Origin of the sequence: Bradyrhizobium sp. Pha-3 (assembly GCF_042258615.1) — a bacterium.
Classification (GTDB): domain Bacteria; phylum Pseudomonadota; class Alphaproteobacteria; order Rhizobiales; family Xanthobacteraceae; genus Bradyrhizobium.
In genome coordinates, this window is sequence record NZ_CP170152.1 from 5,584,762 (window position 1) to 5,611,052 (window position 26,291).

22 protein-coding genes are annotated in these 26,291 nt (G+C 64.2%); 14 read left to right on the forward strand and 8 right to left on the reverse strand.

The genetic code is table 11. The features are described 5' to 3' along the window. Positions 1–636: 636 nt before the first annotated feature. The 3 genes from ACE10Z_RS26625 (at position 637) to ACE10Z_RS26635 (ending at position 4,125) form a co-directional block, all read left to right on the forward strand. A complete protein-coding gene (locus ACE10Z_RS26625; protein WP_375783413.1) occupies positions 637–1,953 on the forward strand; it encodes an ISNCY family transposase in 1,317 nt (438 codons plus the stop codon). Positions 1,954–2,407: 454 nt separating this feature from the next. Then, positions 2,408–3,556, forward strand: a complete 1,149-nt coding sequence (rnd, locus tag ACE10Z_RS26630) for a ribonuclease D (protein ID WP_375783414.1) — start codon at positions 2,408–2,410, stop codon at positions 3,554–3,556. Positions 3,557–3,921: 365 nt separating this feature from the next. Continuing rightward, positions 3,922–4,125, forward strand: coding sequence for a cold-shock protein (locus ACE10Z_RS26635; protein ID WP_021079877.1), 204 nt, complete (start codon positions 3,922–3,924; stop codon positions 4,123–4,125). Between the two features lie 89 nt (positions 4,126–4,214). Here the strand turns inward: ACE10Z_RS26635 and purN are convergent, their stop codons facing one another. Further along, on the reverse strand, positions 4,215–4,865 hold the full coding sequence (purN, locus tag ACE10Z_RS26640; RefSeq protein ID WP_375783415.1) for a phosphoribosylglycinamide formyltransferase: 651 nt from the start codon (positions 4,863–4,865) through the stop codon (positions 4,215–4,217). Next, positions 4,862–5,935 carry a phosphoribosylformylglycinamidine cyclo-ligase gene (gene purM, locus ACE10Z_RS26645; RefSeq protein WP_375783416.1) on the reverse strand — a complete coding sequence of 358 codons (1,074 nt, stop codon included), beginning with the start codon at positions 5,933–5,935 and terminating at the stop codon, positions 4,862–4,864. Before purM ends, purN begins: the two co-directional genes overlap by 4 nt. A gap of 160 nt (positions 5,936–6,095) precedes the next feature. On the opposite strand from purM, the gene ACE10Z_RS26650 reads away from it, so the two are divergent. The 4 genes from ACE10Z_RS26650 to ppx all read left to right on the forward strand — a co-directional run bounded on the left by ACE10Z_RS26650 (position 6,096) and on the right by ppx (position 11,263). Next, on the forward strand, positions 6,096–6,638 hold the full coding sequence (locus ACE10Z_RS26650; RefSeq protein ID WP_092113493.1) for a CDP-alcohol phosphatidyltransferase family protein: 543 nt from the start codon (positions 6,096–6,098) through the stop codon (positions 6,636–6,638). A 95-nt stretch (positions 6,639–6,733) separates the two neighbouring features. Continuing rightward, complete coding sequence (locus tag ACE10Z_RS26655; protein WP_375783417.1) at positions 6,734–7,411, forward strand: chromosomal replication initiator DnaA; 678 nt, start codon at positions 6,734–6,736, stop codon at positions 7,409–7,411. A 132-nt stretch (positions 7,412–7,543) separates the two neighbouring features. Next, the gene (locus ACE10Z_RS26660) at positions 7,544–9,748 is read left to right on the forward strand and encodes an RNA degradosome polyphosphate kinase (RefSeq protein ID WP_375783418.1); all 2,205 of its coding nucleotides are present in this window, start codon (positions 7,544–7,546) and stop codon (positions 9,746–9,748) included. A 12-nt stretch (positions 9,749–9,760) separates the two neighbouring features. Continuing rightward, a complete protein-coding gene (ppx, locus tag ACE10Z_RS26665) occupies positions 9,761–11,263 on the forward strand; it encodes an exopolyphosphatase (protein WP_375783419.1) in 1,503 nt (500 codons plus the stop codon). Between the two features lie 110 nt (positions 11,264–11,373). On the opposite strand, the gene ACE10Z_RS26670 is transcribed toward ppx, so the two are convergent. After that, entirely contained in the window at positions 11,374–12,213 is an 840-nt protein-coding gene (locus tag ACE10Z_RS26670) for a TerC family protein (RefSeq protein WP_375783420.1), read from the reverse strand. A 110-nt stretch (positions 12,214–12,323) separates the two neighbouring features. Then, positions 12,324–12,746: a nucleoside-diphosphate kinase gene (gene ndk / locus ACE10Z_RS26675; protein ID WP_050425938.1), complete on the reverse strand. Its 423-nt coding sequence runs from the start codon at positions 12,744–12,746 to the stop codon at positions 12,324–12,326. A 349-nt stretch (positions 12,747–13,095) separates the two neighbouring features. Between ndk and ACE10Z_RS26680 the strand changes: the two genes are divergently transcribed. The 3 genes from ACE10Z_RS26680 to ACE10Z_RS26690 all read left to right on the forward strand — a co-directional run bounded on the left by ACE10Z_RS26680 (position 13,096) and on the right by ACE10Z_RS26690 (position 15,761). Continuing rightward, positions 13,096–13,365, forward strand: a complete 270-nt coding sequence (locus tag ACE10Z_RS26680; protein WP_173643210.1) for a sulfur globule protein precursor — start codon at positions 13,096–13,098, stop codon at positions 13,363–13,365. 230 nt (positions 13,366–13,595) lie between these two features. After that, complete coding sequence (locus ACE10Z_RS26685) at positions 13,596–13,778, forward strand: hypothetical protein (RefSeq protein WP_375783421.1); 183 nt, start codon at positions 13,596–13,598, stop codon at positions 13,776–13,778. 120 nt (positions 13,779–13,898) lie between these two features. Further along, positions 13,899–15,761, forward strand: a complete 1,863-nt coding sequence (locus tag ACE10Z_RS26690) for an ATP-binding cassette domain-containing protein (protein ID WP_375783422.1) — start codon at positions 13,899–13,901, stop codon at positions 15,759–15,761. A gap of 147 nt (positions 15,762–15,908) precedes the next feature. Here ACE10Z_RS26690 and ACE10Z_RS26695 read toward each other — a convergent pair whose 3' ends face one another. From ACE10Z_RS26695 to ACE10Z_RS26710, 4 genes are all read right to left on the reverse strand, one after another. Then, on the reverse strand, positions 15,909–17,195 hold the full coding sequence (locus ACE10Z_RS26695; RefSeq protein ID WP_375783368.1) for an IS4 family transposase: 1,287 nt from the start codon (positions 17,193–17,195) through the stop codon (positions 15,909–15,911). Between the two features lie 285 nt (positions 17,196–17,480). After that, positions 17,481–18,032 (reverse strand): hypothetical protein, encoded by a 552-nt coding sequence (locus tag ACE10Z_RS26700; RefSeq protein ID WP_375783423.1) that lies wholly within the window; start codon positions 18,030–18,032, stop codon positions 17,481–17,483. A 103-nt stretch (positions 18,033–18,135) separates the two neighbouring features. Beyond that, positions 18,136–18,588: a DNA polymerase III subunit chi gene (locus ACE10Z_RS26705; RefSeq protein ID WP_375783424.1), complete on the reverse strand. Its 453-nt coding sequence runs from the start codon at positions 18,586–18,588 to the stop codon at positions 18,136–18,138. A gap of 24 nt (positions 18,589–18,612) precedes the next feature. Beyond that, positions 18,613–20,115 carry a leucyl aminopeptidase gene (locus ACE10Z_RS26710; RefSeq protein ID WP_375783425.1) on the reverse strand — a complete coding sequence of 501 codons (1,503 nt, stop codon included), beginning with the start codon at positions 20,113–20,115 and terminating at the stop codon, positions 18,613–18,615. 370 nt (positions 20,116–20,485) lie between these two features. Between ACE10Z_RS26710 and lptF the strand changes: the two genes are divergently transcribed. The 4 genes from lptF to ACE10Z_RS26730 all read left to right on the forward strand — a co-directional run bounded on the left by lptF (position 20,486) and on the right by ACE10Z_RS26730 (position 26,287). Continuing rightward, entirely contained in the window at positions 20,486–21,652 is a 1,167-nt protein-coding gene (lptF, locus tag ACE10Z_RS26715) for an LPS export ABC transporter permease LptF (protein WP_375783426.1), read from the forward strand. After that, positions 21,649–22,746, forward strand: coding sequence for an LPS export ABC transporter permease LptG (gene lptG, locus ACE10Z_RS26720; RefSeq protein ID WP_092113464.1), 1,098 nt, complete (start codon positions 21,649–21,651; stop codon positions 22,744–22,746). Before lptF ends, lptG begins: the two co-directional genes overlap by 4 nt. A gap of 77 nt (positions 22,747–22,823) precedes the next feature. Then, positions 22,824–25,241 (forward strand): LPS-assembly protein LptD, encoded by a 2,418-nt coding sequence (locus ACE10Z_RS26725; RefSeq protein ID WP_375783427.1) that lies wholly within the window; start codon positions 22,824–22,826, stop codon positions 25,239–25,241. A gap of 98 nt (positions 25,242–25,339) precedes the next feature. Continuing rightward, positions 25,340–26,287, forward strand: coding sequence for a SurA N-terminal domain-containing protein (locus ACE10Z_RS26730; protein WP_375789928.1), 948 nt, complete (start codon positions 25,340–25,342; stop codon positions 26,285–26,287). Positions 26,288–26,291 lie beyond the last annotated feature (4 nt).

Sequence of the window (26,291 nt, forward strand, 5' to 3'; positions counted from 1 at the left end):
AGATAGTGTGCGAAGCTGACTATCAAATCGGTCCCGAAACGGGTTCAGTGGAAGCGCCCGGTCGGCTCCTGCTGGAGGTAATCCCAATGAGTTGCAGGCCAACGGCGTGGGGGATCTATTTCTCAATAGCGGAAGTCTCTGCCGCGCGCGCCTGCGCGAACCACCGGTCGACATCCGGCGAGGTTTGGGTCCTCGGCTCGTCACGATACCGAAGCTGGCCATAGGCACCTCGCATTGCCATCATCGTCCTCTCAATGGCCTGGCGGGGGTACAGGGTCGTGGCCAGTCTGAGACAGAGATCTTCGAGAGCGCCGTCGTGTGTCTCGTCCGCAATGGCGGGCACGACGGTTCGGCATTGCTTCGCGACCCAGCACGTAGATGACGGGGTTTCGCGTCCGCCAGCACAGGCAGAACTCCGCCGGTGCCGGGTCACCGAGCTCCGCATCATTGCAGCATCGATTTCGGAATAATGGAAAAATATCGCTGATTTGCCCGACGTGTCAAGTTGCCGTGTCGAACGTGTCAGTAGCTCGTGATCTGTCGCCTGTTTGTAGCTCGTGAAGTGTCGTGTTTTCGGTGCCCCGGAACAAAGGGGGCACGATGGGCACGGCATCCATTCACGAGGGTGTACGACGGATGCGGTTTTCAAGTTTGTTGGAGCGGACGGAGGCCAAGGAGCTGACGCAGGAGGCGGCGTCAGAGGTTCTGGGGATCAGCGTGCGGACCTTTCAACGTTGGGCAGAACGCTTTGAGGCGGAGGGCGATGACGGGCTTGTCGACCGGCGGATGGGTCAGCGCTCGCCGAGGCGGGCGCCGGAGGAAGAACTGGAGCGGATGCTGGGGCTGTTCCGGGACAAGTACGCGGACTTCACGGTGAAGCATTTCCACGAGCAGCTGCAAAAGCGGCATGACTATATGCTGGGCTATACGGTGACCAAGCTGGCCTTGCACGCGGCGGGGTTGGTGCGGAAGGCGCCGAAGCGTTCGGCGCACCGCAAGAAGCGCCCACGCCGGCCGCTTCGGGGCATGCTGCTGCACCAGGACGGATCGCGCCACGTCTGGATCGAAGGTCTGCCCGCGAAGGACCTGATCGTCACGATGGACGATGCGACCAGCGAGATCTACTCGATGGTGCTGGTCGAGGAAGAAGGAACGGCCTCGACCTTCCAGGCCTTGCGCGAAGTGATTGGCGAGCACGGCCTGTTCTGCGCGCTCTACACCGACCGCGGCAGCCATTATTTCCTGACCCCAAAAGCTGGCGAGAAGGTCTCCAAGACGCAACAAACCCAGGTGGGACGGGCTTTGTCGCATCTTGGGATCGAGCATATCGCAGCCTATTCGCCGCAGGCGCGCGGGCGCTCCGAGCGGGTGTTCGGCACGTTGCAGGATCGGCTGCCGAAGGAGCTGCGGCTTGCCGGGATCACGACGCTCGAAGCCGCCAACACGTGGCTGAAGACGCATTACATCGCCGGGCACAACGCCGCGTTTGCGATCAAGCCCGAACAGGACGGCACGGCATTCGTGGCCGACCGCCATGAGGCCTGGCGCGAGGCGCTGTGCGTGATCGAGGAGCGAACCGTCGCCAACGATAATACCGTTGCATGGAACGGTCGGCGGCTGCAGCTGCCGCAGAGCCGGCTCAGGCCTCACTTCGTCAAGGCTGTGGTGCGCCTACATGAGTATCCCGATGGCACCGTCAGCGTGTTCCTCGGACCGCATCGGTTGGCGATGTTCAGCGCCAACGGACACCAGATCAGCCCCGACGCGCCTCAGCCTGGCAGCGTGCTCGGAGCCGTCAAGGACAAGCCCTTGCGGGCGCGCAAGCGCGCGTCCTTGACCGCTCCTGCGCGCGCCGCCGTCGAGACAGCGCGGGTCGGGGCGGAGAAACGGGCTTCAAGTCGAACAAAGAAACCGACCCGGAGGGCTAAAACCGCCGCAACAGCCATGGCATGATCAATCAGGGAAAGCCGTCCCCGCCTTCCGGCTCCCCTGCAAATCTGAAACGAAGGCGACAGATCACGAGCTACAAAAACACGACATCTTCACCCGCTACGGACAGTTGCTTGGTCGAACGTGCCGTGTCGAACGCCGCTGGCTGTCGGCTACTGTGCATGGGGTTGTTTTCGATGTTTTGGTAATGCGCCCCTGCGACAGCGGGCTATCACCTATGGCGCTCAGCCCATGTTCGTCACGCCCGATCAAGCCGGGTGATGACACCGGGGGTGGGGGTCGCCAGGACGACGGAAGGATTTGGGGCACAACCGGGCCGAAAACGCCCGCGAATCGCGCCCAATCAATTCAAAAATGCCCTGTCCCTCACCCCGTGCAGGGCCAAAATCCCTGCAAGACCCTTGACATAACTGCCCTTTCGGCAGAACGCGTGTGGTCAAGCCGTCATGGACTGTTCATGGATCTGATTAGCACGACCCCCGACCTCGCCGCCGCCTGCGACCGGCTCGCCCAACACAAGGTCATCACCGTCGACACCGAGTTCCTGCGGGAGACGACCTACTATCCCCTGCTCTGCGTCGTGCAGATGGCGAGCGCGGATGAAGCTGTCGTGGTCGACGCGCTGGCGCCCGGCGTCGACCTCAAGCCGTTCTTCGAACTGATGTCGAACGAGGCCGTGCTGAAGGTGTTTCACGCCGCGCGGCAGGACATCGAAATCGTCTGGCATCTCTCCGGCACGATCCCGCATCCGATCTTCGACACCCAGGTCGCCGCCATGGTGCTCGGCTATGGCGACAGCATCGCCTATGATCAGCTGGTCGATCGCGTCACCGGCCACCGCCCCGACAAGACCCATCGCTTCACCGACTGGTCGCGCCGCCCGCTGAGCGAGGAGCAACTGCATTACGCCGTCTCCGACGTCACCCATCTGCGCGAGGTGTTCGCGGCGCTCGACGCCGATCTGAAGAAGCGCGACCGCAGCGACTGGGTCAGCGAGGAAATGGAGATCCTGACCTCGCCGAAGACCTACGACTTCCATCCCGAGCGTGCCTGGGAGCGGCTCAAGACCCGCGTCCGCAAGCCGCGCGAGCTCGCGGTGCTGATCGAGGTTGCCGCCTGGCGCGAGCAGGAGGCGCAGAGCCGCGACGTGCCGCGCTCGCGCGTGCTCAAGGACGATGCGGTCGGCGACATCGCCACCCATGCGCCGACCTCTCTCGACAAGCTCGGCAATCTGCGTTCGCTGCCGAAGGGTTTCGAGCGCTCTAAATGGGGCGCCGACATCATCGCCGCGGTGCAGCGCGGGCTGGCCCGCGACCAGGCCACGCTCCCCAAGCTGGAAAAGCCGAGAAACAATTCCAATGGCGCGGCGACCGTCGAGCTGTTGAAGGTGCTGCTCCGCATGACCTCGGAGCGCCACGGCGTCGCCAGCAAGGTGATCGCCACCGTCGACGATCTCGAGCAGATCGCGGCCAGCGATCAGGCCGAAGTCGGCGCCCTGCACGGCTGGCGGCGCGAGTTGTTCGGCGAGGCGGCGCTCAAGCTCAAGCACGGCCAGCTCGCGCTCGCGATCGACAAAGGCCGCGTGGTGCGGGTGGATCGGGGTTAGCGCACGCCATTCGCCTGGTGCACGCGAAGTTCCGGCGCCTTCGACCGTCAGCCAGTGGCCGAACGCTAGGTGCGGGAGTTCGGCCGGCACAGGCTGAGGTTGCGTCACGCGAAACCAGCGCGCTTGCTAAGGCGCAGATTTCGTGTTGCAATCCCTTCACAATCGGATTGCGGCCGTTCGACTGTGCGTTCCACGATGTTGATAGCCAAGGCTTCAATGTACAGGCTTCGAGAGGCGAAACTTCGGACTTGAAGACCTTGGATATAGAGACCCGGGAATTGAACAGACAGCGGAAAGCCCGCTTGTGGCGTGGCACGTGGAAAACGTGGTCGCGTCTTTTTTATGTCTAGACTGGGAGAGAGACGATGCCGAAGGGTACCGTCAAATGGTTCAACCCGACCAAAGGCTACGGGTTCATCAAGCCTGCCGTCGGCGACAAGGATGTGTTCGTTCACATCTCGGCGGTCGAACGCGCAGGTCTCAGCACATTGAACGAGAACCAGACCGTCGAGTACGAGCTGGTGGAGAACCGCGGCAAGGCGTCGGCAGAGAACCTCAAGGTTCACTGAGCGCCGCTGCTGGCGGAATTCATCCTGACGCCTCCCCCGGCCGCATCACCCGGGGGATTGTTCTCGGGGATCTCTCGTGCAACCGCGCACTAAGGCGCCGGCGCGATCAGCGTGCTGTCGGTTGCGGCGCTGCCTTGCGTCCTGCAGAGATCGCCTTCGAGCTTGAGCCGGCCGCTCGCCAGAAGCCGCAGCGCCTCCGGATAGATGCGATGCTCGATCGCGATCACGCGTGCGGCGAGCGTCTCCGGCGTGTCGTCGTCAGCCACGGTGACCGCGCCCTGCATCACGATCGGCCCGGCGTCGGTCTCCGGGATCACGAAATGCACCGTCGCGCCGGACAGTTTGACCCCTGCACGCAAGGCCTGGCCATGCGGATCGAGGCCGGGAAAGCTGGGCAGCAGCGACGGATGGATGTTGAGCATCCGGCCGTACCAGTGCCGGACGAAATCGGCGGTGAACAGCCGCATGAAGCCACCGAGGCAGATCAGCTCGACCTGCCTGTCGTCGAGCGCCCGCTGCAGCACCGCCTCGAAACCCGCACGGTCCTTGCCGAACGGCTTGCTCTCGATGACGATGGTCGGAATGCCGCTCGCGACCGCCTTCTCGAGCCCGGGAGCGTTGTCGCGGTTGGATATCACGGCGACGATCTCGGCTGGAAAATCCGCAGCCTTCGCAGCCTCGATCAGCGCGGCCATGTTGGAGCCGCGGCCGGAAATCAGAATGGCTGTGCGGCGCTTCATTGCGAGAGATCGAGATGACCGTGATAGACCACGCGATGCTCGTCCTTGGCTTCGATCACCTCACCCAGCAGCGTCACGGTCTCGCCGCCGGCGGTGAAGGCCGCGGTCACCGCATCGACCGCATCGGCCTTGACGATCGCGATCATGCCGATGCCGCAGTTGAAGGTGCGCAGCAGCTCGAGCTCGGCGATGCCGCCCTGCTCGGCCAGCCATTTGAACACCGGCAGCACCGGCAGCCGCGCCAGATCGATGCCGACGCCGAGATGCTTCGGCAGCACGCGCGGAATGTTGTCGGTGAAGCCGCCGCCGGTGATGTGGGCGAGCCCCTTCACTGCGCCGGTCTCGCGGATCGCGCGCAGGCAGGATTTCACATAGAGCCTGGTCGGCGTCAGCAGCGCCGCGCCGAGCGTCATGACCGGTGCGAATGGCGCCGGCGCGTCATAGGCCACGCCGGACTGCTCGACGATCTTGCGCACCAGCGAATAGCCGTTGGAGTGCACGCCGGAGGACGCCAGGCCGATCACGGCGTCGCCGGCCGCGATATCCCCGGTCGGCAACAGGGTGCCGCGTTCGGCCGCGCCGACCGCAAAGCCGCCGAGGTCGTAATCGCCATCCTTGTAGAGTCCGGGCATCTCGGCGGTCTCGCCGCCGATCAGCGCGCAACCGGATTCGCGGCAGCCCTCGGCGATCCCAGCGACGATTTGCGCGGTGGCCTCCGGATGGAGCTTGCCGCAGGCGAAATAGTCGAGGAAGAACAGCGGTTCCGCGCCCTGCACGACGAGGTCGTTGACCGACATCGCGACCAGGTCGATGCCGATGCCGCCGTGGAGGCCGGTCTCGATCGCGATCTTCAGCTTGGTGCCGACGCCATCGGTCGCGGCCACCAGGACCGGATCCTTGAAGCCCGCGGCCTTGAGGTCGAACAGCCCGCCGAATCCGCCGATCTCGGCGTCCGCGCCGGGCCGTGCGGTGGCCCGCACCATCGGCTTGATCAGATCGACCAGACGATTGCCGGCGTCGATATCGACACCCGAATCCGCGTAAGTGAGCCCGTTTTTGCGCTCGGTCATGCCCAATTCCAGATGATAAGGGGCTGGTTACGAGGAATTCCGCCCCCGCGCAATGGCTCGCGGCATTGCTGCCGCGATACTATGTAGATAACACCCGGCCGCCGCGCAAAAGAGCCGGATATCGAGTAAAATCAGGCTTCTAGCCGGGAAGCGATTCAAGTTGAGCATTCCGAATATCATCACCCTCGGCCGCATCATCCTGGTGCCGGTGATCGTCTGGGCCATCGTCTCGAGCCAGATGGAGATCGCGTTTGCGATCTTCGTGATCGCCGGCGTCTCGGACGCGGTCGACGGTTTTCTAGCCAAGCGCTTCAACATGGCGAGCGAGCTCGGCGCCCTGCTCGACCCGCTCGCCGACAAGGCGCTGCTGGTGTCGATCTATGTCGCGCTCGGCATCTGGGGCGCGGTGCCGCGCTGGATCGTGATTCTCGTGGTGTCGCGCGACATCATGATCGTCTCCGCCGTGATTGTGTCATGGTTATTCGACAAGCCGGTCGAGATGAAGCCGTTGATGGTGTCGAAACTGAACACGGTGGCACAGGTCGCGTTCGCGGCTTTGGTGCTGGCCTCGCTCGGCTTCGGCTTTCAGCCGCATCCCTACGACCTGATCCTGATGGGTCTGGTCACGATCTTTACTTTGGGTTCGGTGTCCCTCTATCTCGTGGAGTGGGTGCGGCACATGAGCACGATCGAGGCTCGGTAGCGCACGATCCGGAAAAGTGGAAACCGGCTTTCCCGCGACGAACGCGAAGCGTTTGCGCAGGGATCATGCTAGAATGAAGTGGTTTGGAGACTTGCGTGGCCGGTAGCGTTCAACCTCGTCAATTGGCCTTGGCCTTGCCGCACGAGGAGAAGCTGACCCGCGACGATTTCCTCGAGGGGCCCGCCAATGAGGCGGCGCTGGCGCTGATCGACGGCTGGCCCGACTGGCCGAACCGGATCATGCTGCTGCTGGGGCCCGAAGGCTCCGGCAAAAGTCACCTCGCCGCGATCTGGGCCGAGATCGCCGGCGCGCGCTCGACCGCGGCGCATGCCCTGACCACCGACACGGTGCCGACCGCGCTCGCAACCGGAGCACTGGTGGTCGAGGACCTGAGGCCGTCGGATTTCGACGAGCGCGCGATGTTCCATCTGATGAATCTCGCGCGCCAGGACGATGCCTTCGTCCTGATCACGGCGCGCGTGCCGCCCTCGGCGTTCGAGATCGAGCTGCGCGATCTGCGCTCCCGGCTCCGCGCGGTGCCGACGGTGACGTTGCTGCCGCCCGACGACCAGCTGTTCCGCGGCCTGATCGTCAAGTTCTGCGCCGACCGTCAGATGAGCGTGGACGAGCCGCTCGTCAGCTACCTGACCAACCGGATCGAGCGGTCCTATACCGCCGTCCGCCAGGCGGTCGAGCTGCTCGACACCGAAGCGCTCCGGCTGGGCCGGCCGGTGACCCGGGCGCTGGCGGCGGAGCTGCTGCGCGATGCCTGACCGTCCCCGCGGCTTGACGGCGCAGGCCTGCGGAACATCAATGTCATCGAAACGTCATCGCAATATCACATGTTCTGTGCGGCCCTCGGCTAGACCGCTCCGGCCCCCTGCCCCGAATTGGACCAGCACTTGATGGACTCGGCACAAGCACCTGAAATCAAAGAGAAAGAGGCAGAGCTTCCGCCCGTCCCCGCGGTCGCGACGAGCCCCGAGCGATTCATCAACCGGGAGCTCTCCTGGCTGCACTTCAACCGCCGGGTGCTCGAGGAATCGGTCAATCTCGGCCATCCCCTGCTGGAGCGGGTCCGCTTCCTGTCGATTTCGGCGAACAACCTCGACGAGTTCTTCATGGTCCGCGTCGCCGGCATCAAGGCCCAGGTCCGCGAGGGCATTGCCGAGCGCAGCCCCGACGGCCTGCTGCCGGCCGAGCAGCTCGTGATGATCAACAAGACCGTCTCGCGGCTCGCCTCCGACCAGCAGGCGATCTGGAGCGACCTGCGCGAGCTGCTGTCCAAGGTCGGCATCCAGCTGGTCGACGGGCGCGACGTTACCAAGTCCGAACGCACCTGGATCGAGGATCACTTCCTCCACAACATCTTCCCGTTGCTGACCCCGCTCGCGATCGACCCGGCGCATCCGTTCCCGTTCATCCCGAACCTCGGCTTTACGGTCGCGCTGCAATTGTCGCGGATCTCCGACGGCAAGGCGATGAACGCGCTGATCCGCATGCCCGGCAAGATCGACCGCTTCATCCGCATTCCCTCGACCAAGGAAGGCGCGCCGGCGCGGCTGATCACGCTCGAGCAGGCCACCGGTCTGTTCATCGGCCGCCTGTTCCCCGGCTACACCGTCAAGGGCCAGGGCGCGTTCCGCATCATCAGGGACTCCGAACTCGAAATCGAGGAAGAGGCCGAAGACCTCGTTCGCCTGTTCGAGACCGCGCTCAAGCGCCGCCGGCGCGGATCGGTGATCCGGCTCGAGATCGAGGCCACGATGCCCGAAGAGCTGCGCGTTTTCGTGCAGCACGCATTGTCGACCGCGGACGATGAAGTGATCCTGGTCGACGGCGTGCTTGCGATGAACGAACTGTCGCAACTCACCCGCCTCAATCGCCCCGACCTCGAATTCCCGCCCTACGTGCCGCGCCATCCCGAACGCGTGCGCGACCATGGCGGCGATATCTTCGCGGCGATCCGGCAGAAGGATCTCGTGGTCCACCACCCCTATGAATCCTTCGACGTCGTCGTGCAGTTCCTGCAACAGGCGGCGCGCGATCCCGACGTGGTCGCGATCAAGCAGACGCTCTATCGCACCTCGAACAACTCGCCGATCGTGCGCGCGCTGGCGGACGCCGCCGAAGCCGGCAAGTCGGTGACCGCGTTGATCGAATTGAAGGCGCGCTTCGACGAGGAGGCCAATATCCGCTGGGCGCGCGACCTCGAACGCGCCGGCGTGCAGGTCGTCTACGGCTTCATCGAGCTGAAGACGCACGCCAAGCTGTCGATGGTGGTGCGCCGCGAGGGCGGCAATCTCACGACCTATGTGCACACCGGCACCGGCAACTATCATCCGGTCACCGCCCGCATCTACACCGACGTCTCCTACTTTACGTCGGACCCGATCATCGGCCGCGACGTCGCGCGGGTATTCAACTACATCACCGGTTATGCCGAGCCGAGCGACATCGAGAAGATGGCGGTGTCGCCGCTCACATTGCGCAAGCGGATCATCGAGCACGTCCACGGCGAGATCGCTCACGTCAGACATGGCCGGCCCGGCGCGATCTGGATGAAGATGAACGCGCTGGTCGATCCTGATATCATCGACGCGCTGTATGAGGCCTCGCAGGCCGGCGTCTCGATCGAGCTCGTGGTGCGCGGCATCTGCTGCCTGCGGCCCGGACTGCCGGGATTGTCGGAGAACATCCGCGTCAAATCGGTGATCGGCCGGTTCCTGGAACACGGCCGAATCTATTGCTTTGGCATGGGCCAAGGCCTGCCGAGCGCAAAAGCTGCTGTGTATATCTCGTCCGCCGACATGATGCCGCGCAACCTCGACCGCCGCGTCGAGGTCCTCTGTCCGCTGCAAAATCCGACGGTGCATCAGCAGGTTCTCGAACAGATCATGGTCGCGAACCTGAAGGACACCGAGCAAAGCTGGCAATTGTTGCCGGATGGGTCGTCAACGCGTATGAAGGCCGCGAAAGGCGAAGAGCCGTTCAATCTGCATGACTATTTCATGACAAATCCGAGTCTGTCCGGCCGTGGTAAGTCTCTCAAGGAATCTTCACCGCGCCGTCTCACGCGTCGCAACGAGCGTCAGCAGCCATCGTCATAAGGGGGCCTTACGGTGAAGCGGCCGCGGAAGCGCGCTTCCAGCGTCGCTGTGATCGACATCGGCTCGAACTCGGTTCGTCTCGTGGTTTACGAGGCGATGGCGCGCAGCCTCATCACCATCTTCAACGAGAAGGCGCTGTGCGGGCTCGGACGCGAGGTGCAGAGCACCGGCCTGCTCGCAACCGATGCGGTCAACAAGGCGCTCACCGCGCTGCGGCGCTTTCGCGCGCTGTGCAGGATCCAGCAGGTCGGCCGCGTCTACGCGATCGCGACCGCGGCCTGCCGCGACGCCAAGAACGGTCCGGACTTCATCGCCCAGGCCGAGCGCATCTGCGGCGCCAAGATCGAGATTCTCACAGGACCGCGTGAAGCGAAACTGTCTGCGCTCGGCGTCGTCTCCGGCGTGCACAATCCGAACGGCATCGTCGGCGATCTCGGCGGCGGCTCGCTCGAACTGATCGACGTCAAGGGCAACCGCGTGCGCAGTGGCGTGACGCTGCCGCTCGGCAGCCTCGCGCTGCAGGACCTCTCGAACAAATCGCTCAAGCGCGCCGAGCGCATCGTCAAGAACGAACTGCTCGGCGTCGCCCAGCTCAAGACCGGCCGTGGCCGTACCTTCTACGCGGTCGGCGGCACCTGGCGCGCTCTGGCGCGCATCCACATCATCCAGAGCGGCTACCCGCTCAAGGTGATGCACGGCTATTCGATTCCCGCGGCAGACGCGCTCGACTTTGCGCAGCGGCTGCGGCGGCTGGCGGCGACCAACATGCTCGCCAATATCGAATCCGTCGCAGATGCGCGGCGGCCGCTATTGGCCTACGCCGCGCTCGTGCTCGAATACATCATCCGCGTGGCCCAGCCGAAGACCATCGTGTTCTCGACCTTCGGCGTGCGCGAGGGCCTGCTCTACGAGATGCTGCCGCAGGCCGAGCGCGCCAAGGACGGCTTGGTCTGCGCCGCGCAGAACCTCAACGAATTGCTGTCGCGCTCGGCTCGCCACGCCCAGGAGCTGACCTCCTGGACCGACCGGCTGGTGCGCGTCGTCCGGCTGCGCGAGACCGAGGAAGACCGCAGGCTGCGTCACGTCGCCTGCCTGCTGTCCGACATCGGCTGGCGCGTGCATCCCGATCATCGCGGCGAGGAAACCCTCAGCCTGATCATGAACGGCAATTTCGGCTCGATCACCCATCAGGGGCGCGCCTTCGTCGCGCTGTCGGTGTTCTATCGCTATGCCGGCCTCAGCGAGGAGAACGAGCCGCCGCCGCAGATCCGCGCGCTGGTGACGCCAGCGATGGACGAGCGTGCGCGCGTGCTCGGCGCCGCGTTCCGCGTCGCGCATCTGATCACGGCGGCACGCACCGGCGTGCTGCCGCTGACGCATTTCCGCACCCAGGGCCGCAAGCTGATGCTGGTGTTCGAGCACCGGATGGTAGATCTGGTCGCCGATCGCGTCGGCAGCCGCTTCAAGCAATTGGCGCGGCTGGTCGGGCGCGTCGGCTCGATCGTGCGGCGCTAGACGTCGTCGGTTCTGATTTCAATCAGAACCGACGACGTCTAGCCCTCTCGTTTTGACGCGTTTTCTTCACGCGAATCGGCGTCCACTTCGCTCGAAAACGCTATGGCCCCTCACGCCGCCTTGGCGGCGCGCTTGGCCCTGCGGAGCGCGTAGCGGCGCCAGATCGACCCGAAGAGCAGCACCACGATGATGCCGAGCACGGCGAGCGTGATCTCGCCGCCGGTGCCGCCATGCGCGAAGTGCGGCGACATCCCGACCGAGGTCAGCCAGGAATCGAGCCTGGTGCCGAGCGGTCCGGCGAACAGCGCATCCAGCTTTGGATGTACGGCCGGATCGGTCGCGATGACGTCACCCGCGATCCAGCCGAGCAGCGCGGCGCCGGCCCAGACCAGGACCGGCAGCTTGGTGAGCAGCGCCATGATCAGCGCAGCGCCAGCAACGATCAGGGGAACGCTGATCGCAAGTCCGAGCACCAGCAGCGGCACGCTGCCATTGGCGGCAGCGGCGACCGCGATCACATTGTCGAGGCTCATCACGATGTCGGCGACGACGACGATCTGAACCGCGGCCCACAGATGCGAGGCCGTGTTCACGCTGTCCTCGTCCTCCTGCTCCGGCACCAGGAGCTTGGCGGCAATCACGATCAGCGCCAGTCCGCCGACCAGCTTCAGATAAGGAAGAGCCATCAGGCTGGCGACGATGCCGGTGAAGATGACGCGCAGCAGCACCGCCGCGGCGGCGCCGAGAATCATGCCCCACAGGCGCTGGCGTGGCGCAAGACCGCGGCAGGCCATAGCGATCACGAGCGCGTTGTCGCCCGACAGCAGGACGTTGATCCAGATGATCTTGCCGACGGCAACCCAGAAAGTCGGGGTCGCCATCTCGTTCTTGAACTCGGTGAAGAACGCGCCGATGTACGCCGGATCAAAGATCTGCCACAGCCAGTCCACAGCGAGTCCTATTCGGCCCTGCGGCCGCCTCTGGCGGCGGTGGTCCGCCGCTCCCAGTTCATTTCGACACGGTCTCCCCAGGAGACCGCGTCACTTTCAGGTGTGCAGCGTCAGCCGACGATCTCGTTGCCGGCGAAGAACTGCGCGATCTCGATCACCGCGGTCTCCGGCGCATCCGAACCGTGCACCGAATTCTCGCCGATCGACTTCGCATAGAGCTTGCGGATGGTGCCTTCGGCGGCCTTCGACGGATCGGTCGCGCCCATCACGTCGCGATACTTCAGGATGGCGCCCTCGCCTTCCAGCACCTGCACCACGACGGGGCCGGAGGTCATGAAGTCGACCAGTTCGCCGAAGAACGGGCGCGCCTTGTGGACCGCATAGAAGGTTTCGGCCTGGCCGCGGGTCATCTGGATGCGCTTCTGCGCCACGACCCGCAGGCCCGCCTTCTCGATCACCGCATTGACCGCGCCGGTCAGGTTGCGCTCGGTGGCGTCGGGCTTGATGATCGAAAAGGTGCGTTCAATCGCCATGATTTCGTCCTTGTAAACGTGGCTGGGAGTTGCCGGGGCTTATATCGGCGCGGTGGGATAACGGCAAGCGACCCTGTGACGCGTTAGCCTTTAGTTTTGATGGATTTTCACGACAAAAACCGTCGTCCGGGCGGTCTCCGGACAGAGACAGGCTCGGCCAACTTACCGCGATTTCACCTAGGTGAACCCATTCTGACAGCGCCGTGCCGCTACCGTTCAGCTGCGGCCGCCTAGGCTCTGCACTGATCGGACGCCTTGCTGGCCCCCCATCCGCAAGCCTCACAGGACGTCTCGGGAAACGATGTCACCGCGGGCGCGTCATGCGCGCCCATACCTCGAGGAGACGATCATGTTACGCAAATTGTCGCTCGCTGCCGTTGCCGCAATTTCGCTCGGCGCCGCCGCACTCGCCCCGACCTCCGCCTCAGCCTGGGGTGGTTGGCATGGCGGCTGGCACGGTGGGTGGCACCACGGCTGGTGGGGCGGCCCGCGCGTCATCGTCGGAGGTCCGGCCTACTACGGCGGCTATGGATACGGCTACGGTGGCGGTTGCTACGTGCGCCGCGTCGTGCCGACCCCGTGGGGTCCCCGCTGGCGCCTGGTCAACCGCTGCTATTGATCCATCCGTTCTGTCGACTGCTCCCCCGACTTGCTTTCGCCCCGGCCTTGCGCCGGGGCTTTTTTATGCCCGCCAGGGAACCCGGCCGCATGATGCGCCCCACCACCTCAAGGCGAGAGTAAGGCGGAACGGAAACCAAATTCGGGGGTCGCGACTTGTCATGGCAACGATTACGCGAATACGCGAGGTGGAACTCGCCAAGAGACATTCCAAAACACATGCCAAGAGCCATGCCAATGACAATGACCCAGACCGAGAACGATCCCGATCAGATTGATCGCAAGACCTGCCGTTACATCTGCGATGCCGTGGGTGAGCGACTCCAGCAAAGCATGCGGCCAGAACCCGCATTGTCGTCCCGCCTGCAGCAACTCCTCGAGGAGATGCAACGCCGGGACAACGAGCGCCACTAGATATCGCCATCAGGTATTGTGGGCTCACCAGCAGCCCCATTGCGTTTTTGCAACAGCCGTACGGAGAGATTTTACAAACAGACGGGTTGCGTTTGGCAGCGGGTCCGGTGACAACGCTGCATGCTCTCCATCACTGACATTTCGGTCCGGATCGCCGGGCGGCTGTTGATTGATCACAGTTCTGTGCAAATCGTGCCCGGCGCACGCGTCGGATTTGTCGGCCGTAACGGCGTCGGCAAGTCGACGTTGTTCCATGCCATCCGCGGCGAGCTCCCAACCGAGAGCGGCAGCATTGCGCTTCCGCCGCGCTGGCGAATCAGCAGCCTTGCGCAGGAAGCGCCCGACGGGCCCGAAAGCCTGATCAACGTGGTGCTGAAAGCCGACCTCGAGCGCGACGCGTTGCTGCGCGAGGCCGACACCGCGCACGACCCGCATCGGATTGCCGAGATCCAGACCCGGCTGGTCGACATCGACGCCCACTCCGCCCCAGCCCGCGCCGCGGCGATTCTCTCCGGCCTCGGCTTCTCGACATCAGATCAGGCGCGGCCGTGCGCAGAATTTTCGGGCGGCTGGCGCATGCGCGTGGCGCTGGCGGCGACGCTGTTCTCCGCGCCCGATCTCCTGCTGCTGGACGAACCGACCAACTATCTCGATCTCGAGGGCACGTTGTGGCTCGAGAATCACCTCGCCAACTACCCGCGCACGGTGATCGTGATCAGCCACGACCGCGATCTCCTCGACACCTCGGTCGATCAGATCCTGCATCTCGATCGCGGCAAGCTCACGCTCTACAAGGGCACCTATTCCTCGTTCGAGGAACAGCGCGCCGCGCGCGAATTGCTCGACGCCAAGCACGCCAAGCGGCAGGCCGATGAGCGCAAGCGCCTGCAGGACTTCGTCGACCGCTTCAAGGCCAAGGCGTCCAAGGCGCGGCAGGCGCAGTCGCGCGTCAAGATGCTGGAGCGGATGAAGCCGATCACCGCGCTGGTGACCCAGGATGTTCGCGAGATCTCCTTTCCGGCACCGGAGAAGCTGCTGTCGCCGCCGATCATCGCGGTCGATGACGTTTCCGTCGGCTACGAGCCGGGCAAGCCCGTGCTCAATCGCGTGACGCTGCGCGTCGATCCCGACGACCGCATTGCGCTGCTCGGCTCCAACGGCAACGGCAAGTCGACGCTGGTCAAGCTGCTGGCAGGCAAGCTCGCGCCGTTCGCGGGCAGGATCACGCGGGCGGACAAACTGTCGGTCGGCTATTTCGCCCAGCATCAGGTCGACGAGCTCAACCTCGACGGCTCGCCCTACGATCACATCCGCAAGCTGATGCCCGAGGCGCCGGAGAGCAAGGTGCGCGGCCGCGTCGGCGCGATCGGTTTCTCCGGCAAGGCCGGCGACACGCTGGTGAAGAGCCTGTCGGGCGGCGAGAAGGCGCGGCTGCTGCTTGGGCTTGCGACGTTCTACGCCCCCAACATGATCATCCTCGACGAGCCGACCAACCATCTCGACATCGACAGCCGCGCGACGCTGGCGGAGGCGATCAACGAATTCCCCGGCGCCATCATGATGGTCTCGCACGATCGTTATCTGATCGAGGCCTGTGCCGATCGTCTGTGGGTCGTGGCGAACCAGACCGTGACGGCATATGACGGCGATCTCGACGAATATCGCCGCATGATTCTGTCAGCCAATGACGGACGGACCGCGTCGCGCGAGCGCGTCAAGGAGCTGGCAAAGCCGGAACGTGCCCGCAATGAGAAGCGCGCTTCACCCAGGCAGCGGGTCGCGCAGGCCGAGAGCGAGATCGAGCGCATCAACGGCATCATTGCAAAGATCGATACCGCGCTCGCGCTGCCCGATATTTTCACGCGCGATCCCAAGCAGGCCGCACAGCTGACCAAGGCGCGCGCCGGCGCCGAGAGCGCGCTGCAACGCGCCGAGGAGGAATGGCTGGAAGCCAGCGCCGAACTCGACGAAGCCGCGAACTAGATTTGATCCGCCGGGCGGAGCTACATATTCGCTGTCGTCCCTGCGAAAGCAGGGACCCATAACCACCAATGGTAATTGTTGCGCGATCGCGGAACGACGAGTCCCCGTAACCCCCTCCGCCGCGGAGTATGGGTCCCTGCTTTCGCACTAGGGCATGCACAGATCTCTGAGGCTCCATCCGGTGGCGACAGCGTGGAAGTATTCGAGGCCGTTCTTGAACGTGATCGGGCCTGGCGGCTTGGACGAAGGATAGCCATCCCATCCGCCGAGGCGGCCGATGATCCATGCGGCCCATGCGAGGCAGTCTGGCGGATGCGGATTCTTGAGCCGTTTGCTGCTGGTTTCGAGCTGCTGATTGAGGGCGACGAGGGCAGCGACCTCGCCAGGATTGAAGACGATGTGGAGCGGCTGCCGACTGCCGTTGCGCGCTTGCAGGAGCTGGATGGTGATGACGGCGGCCTTGGCGGCGATGGCGACCAGCTTGAGGAGCCGGTCGGCGGAGGCGATCTGGCTGTCTTCGAGCCTGAAACCTTGGGTTTTGAGGACGCGGAAGAACTGCTCGATGAGCCAGCGCTGCTTGTACCACTCAACGATCCGCCAGGCGTCTTCAGCCTTGGCAATCGGGTGAGAGGTGAGGAGCCGCCAATGCAGCGGCTCGACGCTGGAGGCGCCGACCTCGCGCACGTCGACGACGGCCAGCGGCAGGTTTTGGGGCAAATGGCGCAGGAACTTGGTCTGGGGTCGGGCAAGCTCGATGGCGCCAAAGCGCAGCTCGAGCTGAACCTGACGCGCAGGTCGCGACGCGCGGGCAGGCAACTGGATGGCGCGCTGATCCACCGCAGCCATGGCATCGCTGACCGCATACAGGCCGCTCGCGTCGGCCAGTTTGCGATCATGCATGCTGCGGGCGATCACGTGGCATTGCTGCTCGGCCGCGCTGGCATACAGGGCAAAGATGTCGCTCTCGCGGTCACCGATCACGGTCACCATCGCAGCGCCGGCGAGCAGTGGCTTGGCGGCGATCACAGTAGACATCCAGCGCTGCGATTCCTTGTCCGACAGCTCGCGCAGGTCGTGCGAGACGGTGCGGCGGCCCTCGCGCGTCCACACCTCGCCGCTCAAAAGGCCGAGGCAGGTGCCGGCGTCCGCATCCACCGCCAGCATCGGATGCAGCAGCACGCCGTAGCTGTTGCCCTTGGCGATCTCTCCGAGCCCGCGCCGGCGTTGCGGCGTGGTGTTGAAGTGGATCTCGCTGGTGTCCTGGATCGCCAACACATGGCGGCCCACGACCGCTGCAACCGTGCTTTCGCTCCAGCTTTCGATGATCCGCTCCGCTGTTACCTTGGTGTTGCCGAGGAAGCGGTTGAACCGCACCTCCAGCGCGCGGTCACCCTTGCAAAGTCGCCGCAGGCAGACGTCCTTGCCCGCGACCATGCGTCCGACGAACGCCGCCCCCCTTTGTCGAGACGACGATCCCCGAATCTGCCCAACGTCCAGTCGATCCGCAACAACATGCTGACACTCCGTCCAAACCGAAGTGCCGTAATAGGAATCACATCAATGGGCGATTCTGGAATCCCCCCAGCCCGCCCCGAGTCAATCCGCCACACCAGATCTGTGCATGCCATAGTGCTTTCGCAGGGACGACGTGTGGAGGGAGCTGAGCTCTCATCATGCCCGCGCCTGCAGGCATCGAGCTGTCGCTGCGGCGAAAATGCCCTAACCGTGCGCGGACTTTTTCTTCTTCGGCTTCGCGGGCTTCGGCTCCGGCGCAGGATCCGGGCCGCGTTCGACCGACGTCAGGCGTCCTGAGGAGAACGTATAGATACCGGCGCGCGCGCCGCGCGACCAGGTCACGACCGCGACGCGTCCGCCGCCCGGCCCGCTGGACAGGTTCACGCTGTCGGGGGCGCCGATGCCGCGCACGACGTCGCATTCGGTATGGCCGAGTGCGACACTGCCGCCGGTCGGCTGCGGCGGCGGCGCACCGGGAGCCTGCGCGTTTGCGTCAGTGGCGCCCGCCGGCGGCGCCATGCCGGGACAGCTTCCGTCGGCACTGACGAGGTCGTCGTTGGTCACCGGTTTGTCCGGCGTGAGCGGCGGCGATTCGATCGAGATGTTGCGGATGAACACCCGTCCAGGGCGCGAGAACCAATCCGCGTCACGCGAAAAGATGTCGGACGCGCTCGAGCAGCCGGCAAGGCTAGGTGCAAGCACCAGCAACGCCAGCAGCGACTTCCGACTGAATGTTCCATCACGCACGATCGACAAGGCTCCGACCCCCTCTACCTAAGGGCTTGTCCGAACATCACTTTGCGGCATGACCGTGACCCGCCCGAGGAAACGTCGAATTATCATTAATTCATCGATATCGCTATTGGCGCCGCTGCCAGCGTCCCCGCTCGTCGCTCTGCCAATAGGTGACCTCGAAGCCGCGTGCCTTACAAGCGGTCCAGCTCTCCCGCGCCGCAGCCACCGCGTCGGGGTCGTCGCCGTTGAACACGAGGACCAGGCGCTCGTAGCTGTCGCAGTCGGCCGGGAGCGCCGCGTTGTCGACCAGGAACCGGACATTGGCCCGGTTCGGATTGCCCTCCTCGATCGACAGGATGATCGGCTGGTCCTGCGCGTCGGCAACACGCGAGCTCGCATGCGGCAGGAACGAATCGTCGCTGTAGGTCCACAGATGCGCGTCGAGCGTCTCGGCGCGCTCCTGCGACGTCGATTGCACGACCACCCGCCAGCCGCGCTCGAGCGACTTCTCGAGCAGCGGCGGCAGCACGCTCTCCAGCGTCATGTTCTGCAAATGGTAAAACAGAACCTCGGTCATGCGCCGGCCGACACTCTATTCCTGTTACTTCTTGGCTTCGTAATATTCGGACACGAGCCGCTCGAGCAGCCGGACGCCGTAACCCGAGCCCCAGCTCTGATTGATCTCGGTCTTCGGCGCGCCCATCGCGGTGCCGGCGATGTCGAGATGCGCCCAGGGCGTGCCGTCGACGAAGCGCTGCAGGAATTGCGCAGCCGTGATCGAGCCGCCATTGCGTCCGCCGGTGTTCTTCATGTCGGCGAATTGCGAGTCGATCTGCTTGTCGTATTCGGGACCGAGCGGCATGCGCCACACTTTCTCTCCGGTCTCCAGACCGACCTTGGCGAGACGCTCGGCGAGTTCGTCATTGTTGGAGAACATGCCGGCGTAATCGGTGCCGAGCGCGACCATGATCGCGCCGGTCAACGTTGCGAGATCGACCATGAATTTCGGCTTGCACTTCTTGGCGACGTACCAGAGCACGTCGGCGAGCACGAGGCGCCCTTCGGCGTCGGTGTTGATGATTTCGATGGTCTGGCCGGACATCGAGGTGACGATGTCGCCCGGACGCTGCGCGTTGCCGTCGGGCATGTTCTCGACGAGGCCGATGGCGCCCACCGCGTTGACGCGGGCCTTGCGCGCCGCGAGCGCATGCATCAGCCCGACCACGCAAGCCGCGCCGCCCATGTCACCCTTCATATCCTCCATGCCGCCGGCCGACTTGATGGAGATACCGCCGGTGTCGAAGCAGACGCCCTTGCCGACGAATGCGACCGGCGCCTCGCTCTTCTTGCCGCCGTTCCAGCGCATGATCACGGTGCGGCTGGGCCGTACCGAGCCCTGCCCGACGCCGAGCAGCGCGCCCATGCCGAGCTTGGTCATCGCCTTGACGTCGAGGACCTCGACGGTGACGCCGAGCTTGCGCAGCTGGCTTGCGCGGCGCGCGAACTCTTCGGGGTACAGCACGTTCGGCGGCTCGTTGACGAGTTCACGCGCCAGGTTCACGCCGTCGACGATGAACGAATCGGGCGCAAACGCCTTCCTGGCAGAAGCGACGTCCTCGACCGCGATCGAGACGTCGGCACGTACGGCGCCGTCCTCGCCGTCCTTCTTCTTGGTCTTGTAGCGGTCGAACTTGTAGGCGCGCAGCCGGATGCCGGTGGCGATCGTCGCCGCCTGGTCGGCTGTCATCGCGGCATCGGGCAGTTCGCCGAGGACGGTCATCGCACCGCTGCCGGCGTTGAGCTTGCCGGCCACCACGCCGCCGAATTTAAGAAGGTCCTTCTCCTTGAGGTCGGCGGCCTTGCCGGTGCCGATCACGATCAGCCGGTCGACCTTGATTCCCTCCGGCGCCAGGATGTCGAGGGCGGCCCCGCTCTTGCCCTTGAACTGGTTGGCGGCAGCAGCCCGCTTCACCGTCTCGGCGGCAGCTCCCAGCGCCTTCCGGGTGGCGGCTCCCAGCTTCAATTGCTCGTCGCAAAAGACCACCAGAATGCCGCGGGCGGACGCGGAGAACGGGACAAAGCCGACCTTGACGGCGTCGGACATAGGAAAATCCTCCAGAACTCAGGGTGTTGCTCGGGCCTGAGGCGGCCCTTCCGGCACGCGGGGATGAGCATTGCGATGGCGGTCCGGAGCGACCCGGACCGGGCTTCTGGCACACTATGACCTGCCGGCTGCGCCGCTGCCAAGCGCCGGAGTGGCCGGAAGGCCACAAAAGCGATTAATTAACCATAAATTAAGCGTGCCATGGCCCGGCCATTTTGTTGACGGATCAAAGGGATGGTAGTGAGATTGTGAACAGAGAGTGAGCCGGACGAGTCCGCGGCTCGACCATAGGGGAACCCGGGTTGACGGGATTGGTCGAAAGCCGTGCGTTTGGTTGCGTGCAGGGGTCCTTGGGGGTCGTGCGGTAGCGATGGGGTCGATCGACAAGTACATCTTCAAAACGACGCTGGCGTCGTTTGCGCTTGTCCTGGTCAGCCTTACCGGCGTGATCTGGATTACCCAGGCGTTGCGCGGCATCGACCTGATGACCAGCCAGGGTCAGACCATCCTCACCTTCCTCGGCATCACCAGCCTCGTGATCCCCGCCCTGGTCCTGATCATCGCCCCGATTGCGCTGATGATCGCGATCTCGCACACGCTGAACAAGCTCGCGACCGATTCCGAAATCATCGTGATGAACGCAGCGGGCTTCTCGCCGTTCCGGCTGTTCCGGCCGTTCTTCTTCGCCACCTGCGTGGTAGCGGCGCTGGTCGCCTTCATCGGCGCCTATCTCGCCCCCGACGGCATGCGCCGAATCAAGCAATGGGATGCCGAGATCACCGCCGACGTTCTGACCAACATCCTGCAGCCCGGCCGCTTCGCCCAGCTCGATCAGAACCTGACGATTCGGATCCGCGAACGGCTGCCCGCCGGCGTGCTCGGCGGCGTTTTCGTCGATGATCGCCGCGATCCGCAGCAGCGCGTCACCATCGTCGCCGACCACGGCACCGTGCTGAAGAACGAGAGCGGCTCATATCTCGTGCTGGAAGACGGCAATCTCGAGCGATTCGAGGTCGGCAAGCGCGATCCGACGCTGGTGGTGTTTCAGCGCTACGCGTTCGACATGTCGAAATTCTCGCAGGGCCGCGACGTCACGCTCGGAATCCGCGAGCGCTATCTCTGGGAACTGATGTGGCCGGACGAGAACGACCAGACCTATCAGCAGCTGTCGGGCCAGTTCTTCGCGGAGCTGCATGATCGCTTCATGGCGCCGATCTATCCGTTCGCGTTCGCGGCCCTCACCTTTGCCTTCCTCGGCGCGCCGCGCACCACGCGCCAAAGCCGCAATTTCTCGATCGGCGGCTCGGTATTCGCGGTGTTCGGCCTGCGAATGGTCGGATTCGCCTGCTCCGTCATGGCGGTGAAGACGCCGCTGGCTGCCCTGGTGCAATATCTGATGCTGTTCGCAGGCATCGGCGTCGGGATCTGGATGATCGTCGGCGGCGTGGTCGTCGAACCGCCGGCGGCATTGATCGAAGTCATCAACAGGAACAACGAACGCATTGCGCGCCTCTTCCGGAGGCCGGCCACCGCATGAGCATGGTCACAAATACGCTCGGGCGTTATTTCGCCGGCCGCTTCGTCGTCGCGGCGGTGGGCGTGTTCGCGGGCATCTTCGTGCTGCTCGTGCTGGTCGACTACATCGAGATGGTGCGCAAGACGTCGAGCCTGGTCGGGGCCTCCGCCATCACGGTCGCGGAAACCTCGCTGTTCCGCGTGCCGCAGCTGCTCGAGAAGCTGATGCCGTTCTGCGTGCTGATCGGCGCGATGACCTGCTACCTCGCGCTGTCGCGGCGGCTGGAGCTCGTCGTGGCACGCGCCGCCGGCGTCTCGGCCTGGCAATTCATCTCGCCGGCGCTGGTCAGTGCGATCGTGCTCGGCATCTTCGCGACCACCGCCTACAATCCGGTGTCGGCCAATCTGCGCGAGCTCTCCAAGCGGATGGAGGCCGAGCTGTTCGGCTCGGCGCCGGGCGGCGGCATTCAGGACGCGTCCGGTTTCTGGCTCAACCAGATCAACGACGAAGGTCAGGCGATCATCAATGCGGCCCGCAGCGAGCAGCAGGGCATCCGGCTGACCGGCCTCACGGTGTTCCGATTCGACACGGCGCTGCAGTTCAAGGAACGAATCGAGGCCCGCGAAGCGACGCTCGAAGAAGGCCGCTGGGCGTTCACGGGAGTACGCCGATACACCCTCGACAAGGCTCCGGTGGACCAGGACACCTTCTACCTGACCACCACCCTCACCCCTGCACAGGTGCGCAACAGTTTCTCCACCCCCGAAACTGTGTCCTTTTGGCAACTGCCGAACTACATCCGTTCGTCGGAGAGCTCAGGGTTCGCGACGGCTGGCTATCGCTTGCAGTATCACAAGCTTATCGCACAGCCGTTTTTGCTGGCTGCGATGGTGATGTTGGCGGCTTCTGTGAGCCTCCGCTTCTTCCGGATGGGCGGCGTGCAGAAGATGGTTTTGAGTGGCGTGGGCGCAGGCTTTCTGCTCTACGTCCTGTCGAAAGTAACTGAAGATTTGAGCAAGGCTGAGTTGATGCATCCCATCGCTGCGGCGTGGTTGCCTGTCGTTGTGGGTAGCCTCACCGGTTTCTTAGCCTTGCTGTACCAGGAGGACGGGTAGTGGCTACTGTCGCCGCCCGCCAGTTGAGGTCGCCTGTATCCGGGTGGCGCAGTGCCCTGCGCCGTCAACGGAGCCGCATGGCCGCGTTTGGCGTTTCGATTTCTGCTCTCCTTGCCGCGTTCGTCGTGGTCAGCGCGCTCGACGTCATCGCGTCGACGCCGGCCGCCGCGCAGGCCTTCACCTACAATCCGCGTCCGCCGAAGCCGGTTCGCCCGCCGGCCAAGAATGACGGGCAGATGCTCGTTCAGGCCACCGAGGTCGATTACGACTACAACAACAGCCGCATCTCGGCCGTCGGCAACGTCCAGATGTTCTACAACGGCACCAGCGTCGAGGCTGACAAGGTCATCTACGACCAGAAGACCAAGCGTCTTCATGCCGAAGGCAACATCCGCATGACCGATGCGGAAGGCAAGATCACCTACGCCAACATCATGGATCTCAGCGACGACTACCGCGACGGGTTCGTCGATTCGCTGCGCGTCGACACGGAAGACCAGACCCGCATGGCGGCGACCCGCGCCGATCGGTCCAGCGGCAATTACACGGTGTTCGACAACGGCGTTTATACCGCCTGCGCACCCTGTAAGGATGATCCGAAGAAGCCGCCGCTCTGGCAGGTCAAGGGCGCGCGCATCATCCATAACCAGACCGAGAAGATGCTCTATTTCGAGAACGCCCAGCTCGAATTCTTCGGCGTTCCGGTGGCGTATCTGCCCTACTTCTCGACGCCCGATCCGACGGTGAAGCGCAAGAGCGGCTTCCTGATGCCGGGCTTCACCACCTACTCGGCGTTCGGCTACGGCGTCGAAATCCCCTATTATTGGGCGATCGCGCCTGACATGGACGCGACCTTCAATCCGCGCATCACCTCGAAGCAGGGCGTGCTGCTGCAGACCGAATTCCGCCAGCGCTTCGTGGACGGCTCCTATCAGATCCGGCTTTACGGCATCGACCAGCTCGATCGGGGCCAGTTTACTGGCCAGCCGGGCGACCGCGACTTCCGCTGGGGCGTCGACACCAAGGGCCAGTTCGCGCTGAACGACAAATGGGTCTGGGGCTGGGACGGCGTGGTGCTGTCCGACTACTTCTTCATGTCCGACTACCGCCTCGCGCAGTACAAGGACCCGTTCGGATCGTTCTTGTCGCTGCCGACGGAAGCGATCTCGCAGCTCTATCTGACCGGTGTCGGCAACCGCAGCTTCTTCGACGCGCGCGCGATCTACTATCTCAGCTACTCGGGTAACCAGAACCAGGTCCCCGTGGTCGCGCCCGTGATCGACTACAACAACGTGATCAACAACAACATCCTGGGCGGCGAGTTCAGCTACAAGATGAACTTCGTCAACCTGACCCGCGAAACCGCGGTGTTCGACCCGATCACGACGATCGCCAACACCGCTGGCCTGTGCAGTTTGACGTCCGCCGATCCGCTGGCGCGGACGCCGTCGCAGTGCCTGCTGCGCGGCATGCCGGGCACCTACACGAGGCTGACGGCCGAGGCGCAATGGCGCAAGTCCTACACCGACCCGCTCGGCCAGATCTGGACGCCGTTCGCCAGCGTCCGCGCCGATGCCATCAACGCCGACGTCTCGAACCAGCCCGGCGTTTCCAACTTCCTGCCGGTCGGCGATACCCAGACGGTCCGCTTCATGCCGACCGTCGGCCTCGAATACCGCTATCCCTTCATCAACGTGCAGCCGTGGGGCACGACCACCGTCGAGCCGATCGCGCAGGTCATCATCCGGCCCAACGAACCCGATGCCGGCAAGCTTCCGAACGAGGACGCACAGAGCCTGGTGTTCGACACCAGCAACCTGTTCGCGGTCGACAAGTTCTCCGGCTACGACCGCGTCGAAGGCGGCGGCCGCGCCAATGTCGGCGTGCAGGCCACCACGCAGTTCGACCGTGGCGGCAGCGTCAAGGGGATGTTCGGACAGTCCTACCAGATGTTCGGGTTGAACTCGTTCGCGGTCGCCGACGTCACCAACACCGGCGTCGATTCCGGCCTGCAGAACCCGCGCTCGGATTATGTCGCGAGCCTCGCCTATTCGCCCAACCGCACCTACACCTTCAGCGTCCGCTCGCGGATGGATGAAGCGACCTGGAACATCAACCGATTCGAAGCCACGGCGAGCGCGAATTTCGACCGCTGGTCGATCGCCGTGACGTACGGCGATTATGCAGCGCAGCCGGAACTCGGCTACCTGACGCGCCGCGAGGGCATCCTCACCAGCGGATCGGTCAAGGTGGCGTCGAACTGGGTGGTTCAGGGTGCGGCGCGCTGGGACCTTGAAGCGAACAAGATCAACCAGTATGCCGTCGGCGCGGGCTATGTGGACGACTGCTTCGTGCTGGCTGCCAACTACGTCACGTCCTATACCTATCAGGCAGGCTCGCAGCCGCCCGTCCTCAGCCATGCGTTCATGTTCCAGATCGGGCTGCGGACCATCGCCCAAACCTCCACGACCAGCAGTTCGGCTGGCGTGCAGTAGCTTGCAAAGGGCCTGGCAAGGGCTTGAATTGGGGGCTTTTATTGCCCGCGGGCCGGTGGCCCCGGCTTGAATTGGTTTAAACGACTGACATGACCACGATGACGACCGCTAGCCTGCCAAGGCGCCGCCATTCGCTAGTGTTGAGTTCCCTGCTGGCTCTTTTCCTCCTGTTCGGGGGCGGTGCGCGACTGCACGCCCAGACCATCGCCGTGATGGTCAATGGCGAACCGATCACCAATTTCGACGTCGAGCAGCGCGCCAAGCTGAACGGCCTGACCGGCGGCAAGAATCCCGATCGAAAGGCGATCCTCGACGAGCTGATCGACGAGAAGCTGAAGATCAAGGAAGCCAAGAAATTCGGCGTCGATCCCACCGCCAACGATATCGAACAGTCCTATGGCGGCATGGCCCAACGGATGCGGCTGAACAACGACCAGCTGACCAAGGTCCTCGAGAGCAAGGGCATCCGCCCCGATACGCTCAAGCAACGCATCAGGGCCGACATGGTCTGGACCAGCCTGGTCCGCGGCCGCTTCAAGGAAAGCCTGCAGGTCGGCGAAAAGGACGTCGCCACCGCGGTCAAGGAGACCGGTGACGCTCCCGACGCCGAAGCGTTCGAATACCGGATGCAGCCGGTCGTTCTGATCGTGCCCCGCGGCTCTCCGCAATCCGAATTCGAGAACCGCCGCAAGGAAGCGGACACCCTGCGCGAACGCGTGACGAGCTGCGAGGAAGCCAACACCTTCTTCAAGTCGATGCGCAACGCCGCGATCCGCGAGATCGTGGTCAAGACGTCGGCCGACCTGCCGCAGTCGCTGCGCGACATCCTGGACAAGACCCCGGTCGGCCACCTCACCCCTCCCGAAGTCACCAAGCAGGGCGTCGAAATGGTCGCCCTCTGCGGCCGGAAGGCAACCACCGTGGACACGCCGAAGAAGCGTGAGATGCGGGACAAGATGTACGTGCAGAAGTACGAGGCGAAGTCGAAAGCCTATCTGCAGGAAGTCCGGAAAGCCGCGATGATCGAATATCCAGGCGGGCGATGATCGA

Excerpts from the sequence above, each read along its gene's own strand:
- ACE10Z_RS26625 (WP_375783413.1), top strand. The coding sequence starts at position 637 with ATGCGGTTTTCAAGTTTGTTGGAGCGGACGGAGGCCAAGGAGCTGACG.
- rnd (WP_375783414.1), top strand. The coding sequence starts at position 2,408 with ATGGATCTGATTAGCACGACCCCCGACCTCGCCGCCGCCTGCGACCGG.
- ACE10Z_RS26635 (WP_021079877.1), top strand. The coding sequence starts at position 3,922 with ATGCCGAAGGGTACCGTCAAATGGTTCAACCCGACCAAAGGCTACGGG.
- purN (WP_375783415.1), bottom strand. The coding sequence starts at position 4,865 with ATGAAGCGCCGCACAGCCATTCTGATTTCCGGCCGCGGCTCCAACATG.
- purM (WP_375783416.1), bottom strand. The coding sequence starts at position 5,935 with ATGACCGAGCGCAAAAACGGGCTCACTTACGCGGATTCGGGTGTCGAT.
- ACE10Z_RS26660 (WP_375783418.1), top strand. The coding sequence starts at position 7,544 with ATGGACTCGGCACAAGCACCTGAAATCAAAGAGAAAGAGGCAGAGCTT.
- ndk (WP_050425938.1), bottom strand. The coding sequence starts at position 12,746 with ATGGCGATTGAACGCACCTTTTCGATCATCAAGCCCGACGCCACCGAG.
- ACE10Z_RS26680 (WP_173643210.1), top strand. The coding sequence starts at position 13,096 with ATGTTACGCAAATTGTCGCTCGCTGCCGTTGCCGCAATTTCGCTCGGC.
- ACE10Z_RS26685 (WP_375783421.1), top strand. The coding sequence starts at position 13,596 with ATGCCAATGACAATGACCCAGACCGAGAACGATCCCGATCAGATTGAT.
- ACE10Z_RS26690 (WP_375783422.1), top strand. The coding sequence starts at position 13,899 with ATGCTCTCCATCACTGACATTTCGGTCCGGATCGCCGGGCGGCTGTTG.
- ACE10Z_RS26695 (WP_375783368.1), bottom strand. The coding sequence starts at position 17,195 with ATGGTCGCGGGCAAGGACGTCTGCCTGCGGCGACTTTGCAAGGGTGAC.
- ACE10Z_RS26705 (WP_375783424.1), bottom strand. The coding sequence starts at position 18,588 with ATGACCGAGGTTCTGTTTTACCATTTGCAGAACATGACGCTGGAGAGC.
- ACE10Z_RS26710 (WP_375783425.1), bottom strand. The coding sequence starts at position 20,115 with ATGTCCGACGCCGTCAAGGTCGGCTTTGTCCCGTTCTCCGCGTCCGCC.
- lptF (WP_375783426.1), top strand. The coding sequence starts at position 20,486 with ATGGGGTCGATCGACAAGTACATCTTCAAAACGACGCTGGCGTCGTTT.
- lptG (WP_092113464.1), top strand. The coding sequence starts at position 21,649 with ATGAGCATGGTCACAAATACGCTCGGGCGTTATTTCGCCGGCCGCTTC.
- ACE10Z_RS26725 (WP_375783427.1), top strand. The coding sequence starts at position 22,824 with ATGGCCGCGTTTGGCGTTTCGATTTCTGCTCTCCTTGCCGCGTTCGTC.
- ACE10Z_RS26730 (WP_375789928.1), top strand. The coding sequence starts at position 25,340 with ATGACGACCGCTAGCCTGCCAAGGCGCCGCCATTCGCTAGTGTTGAGT.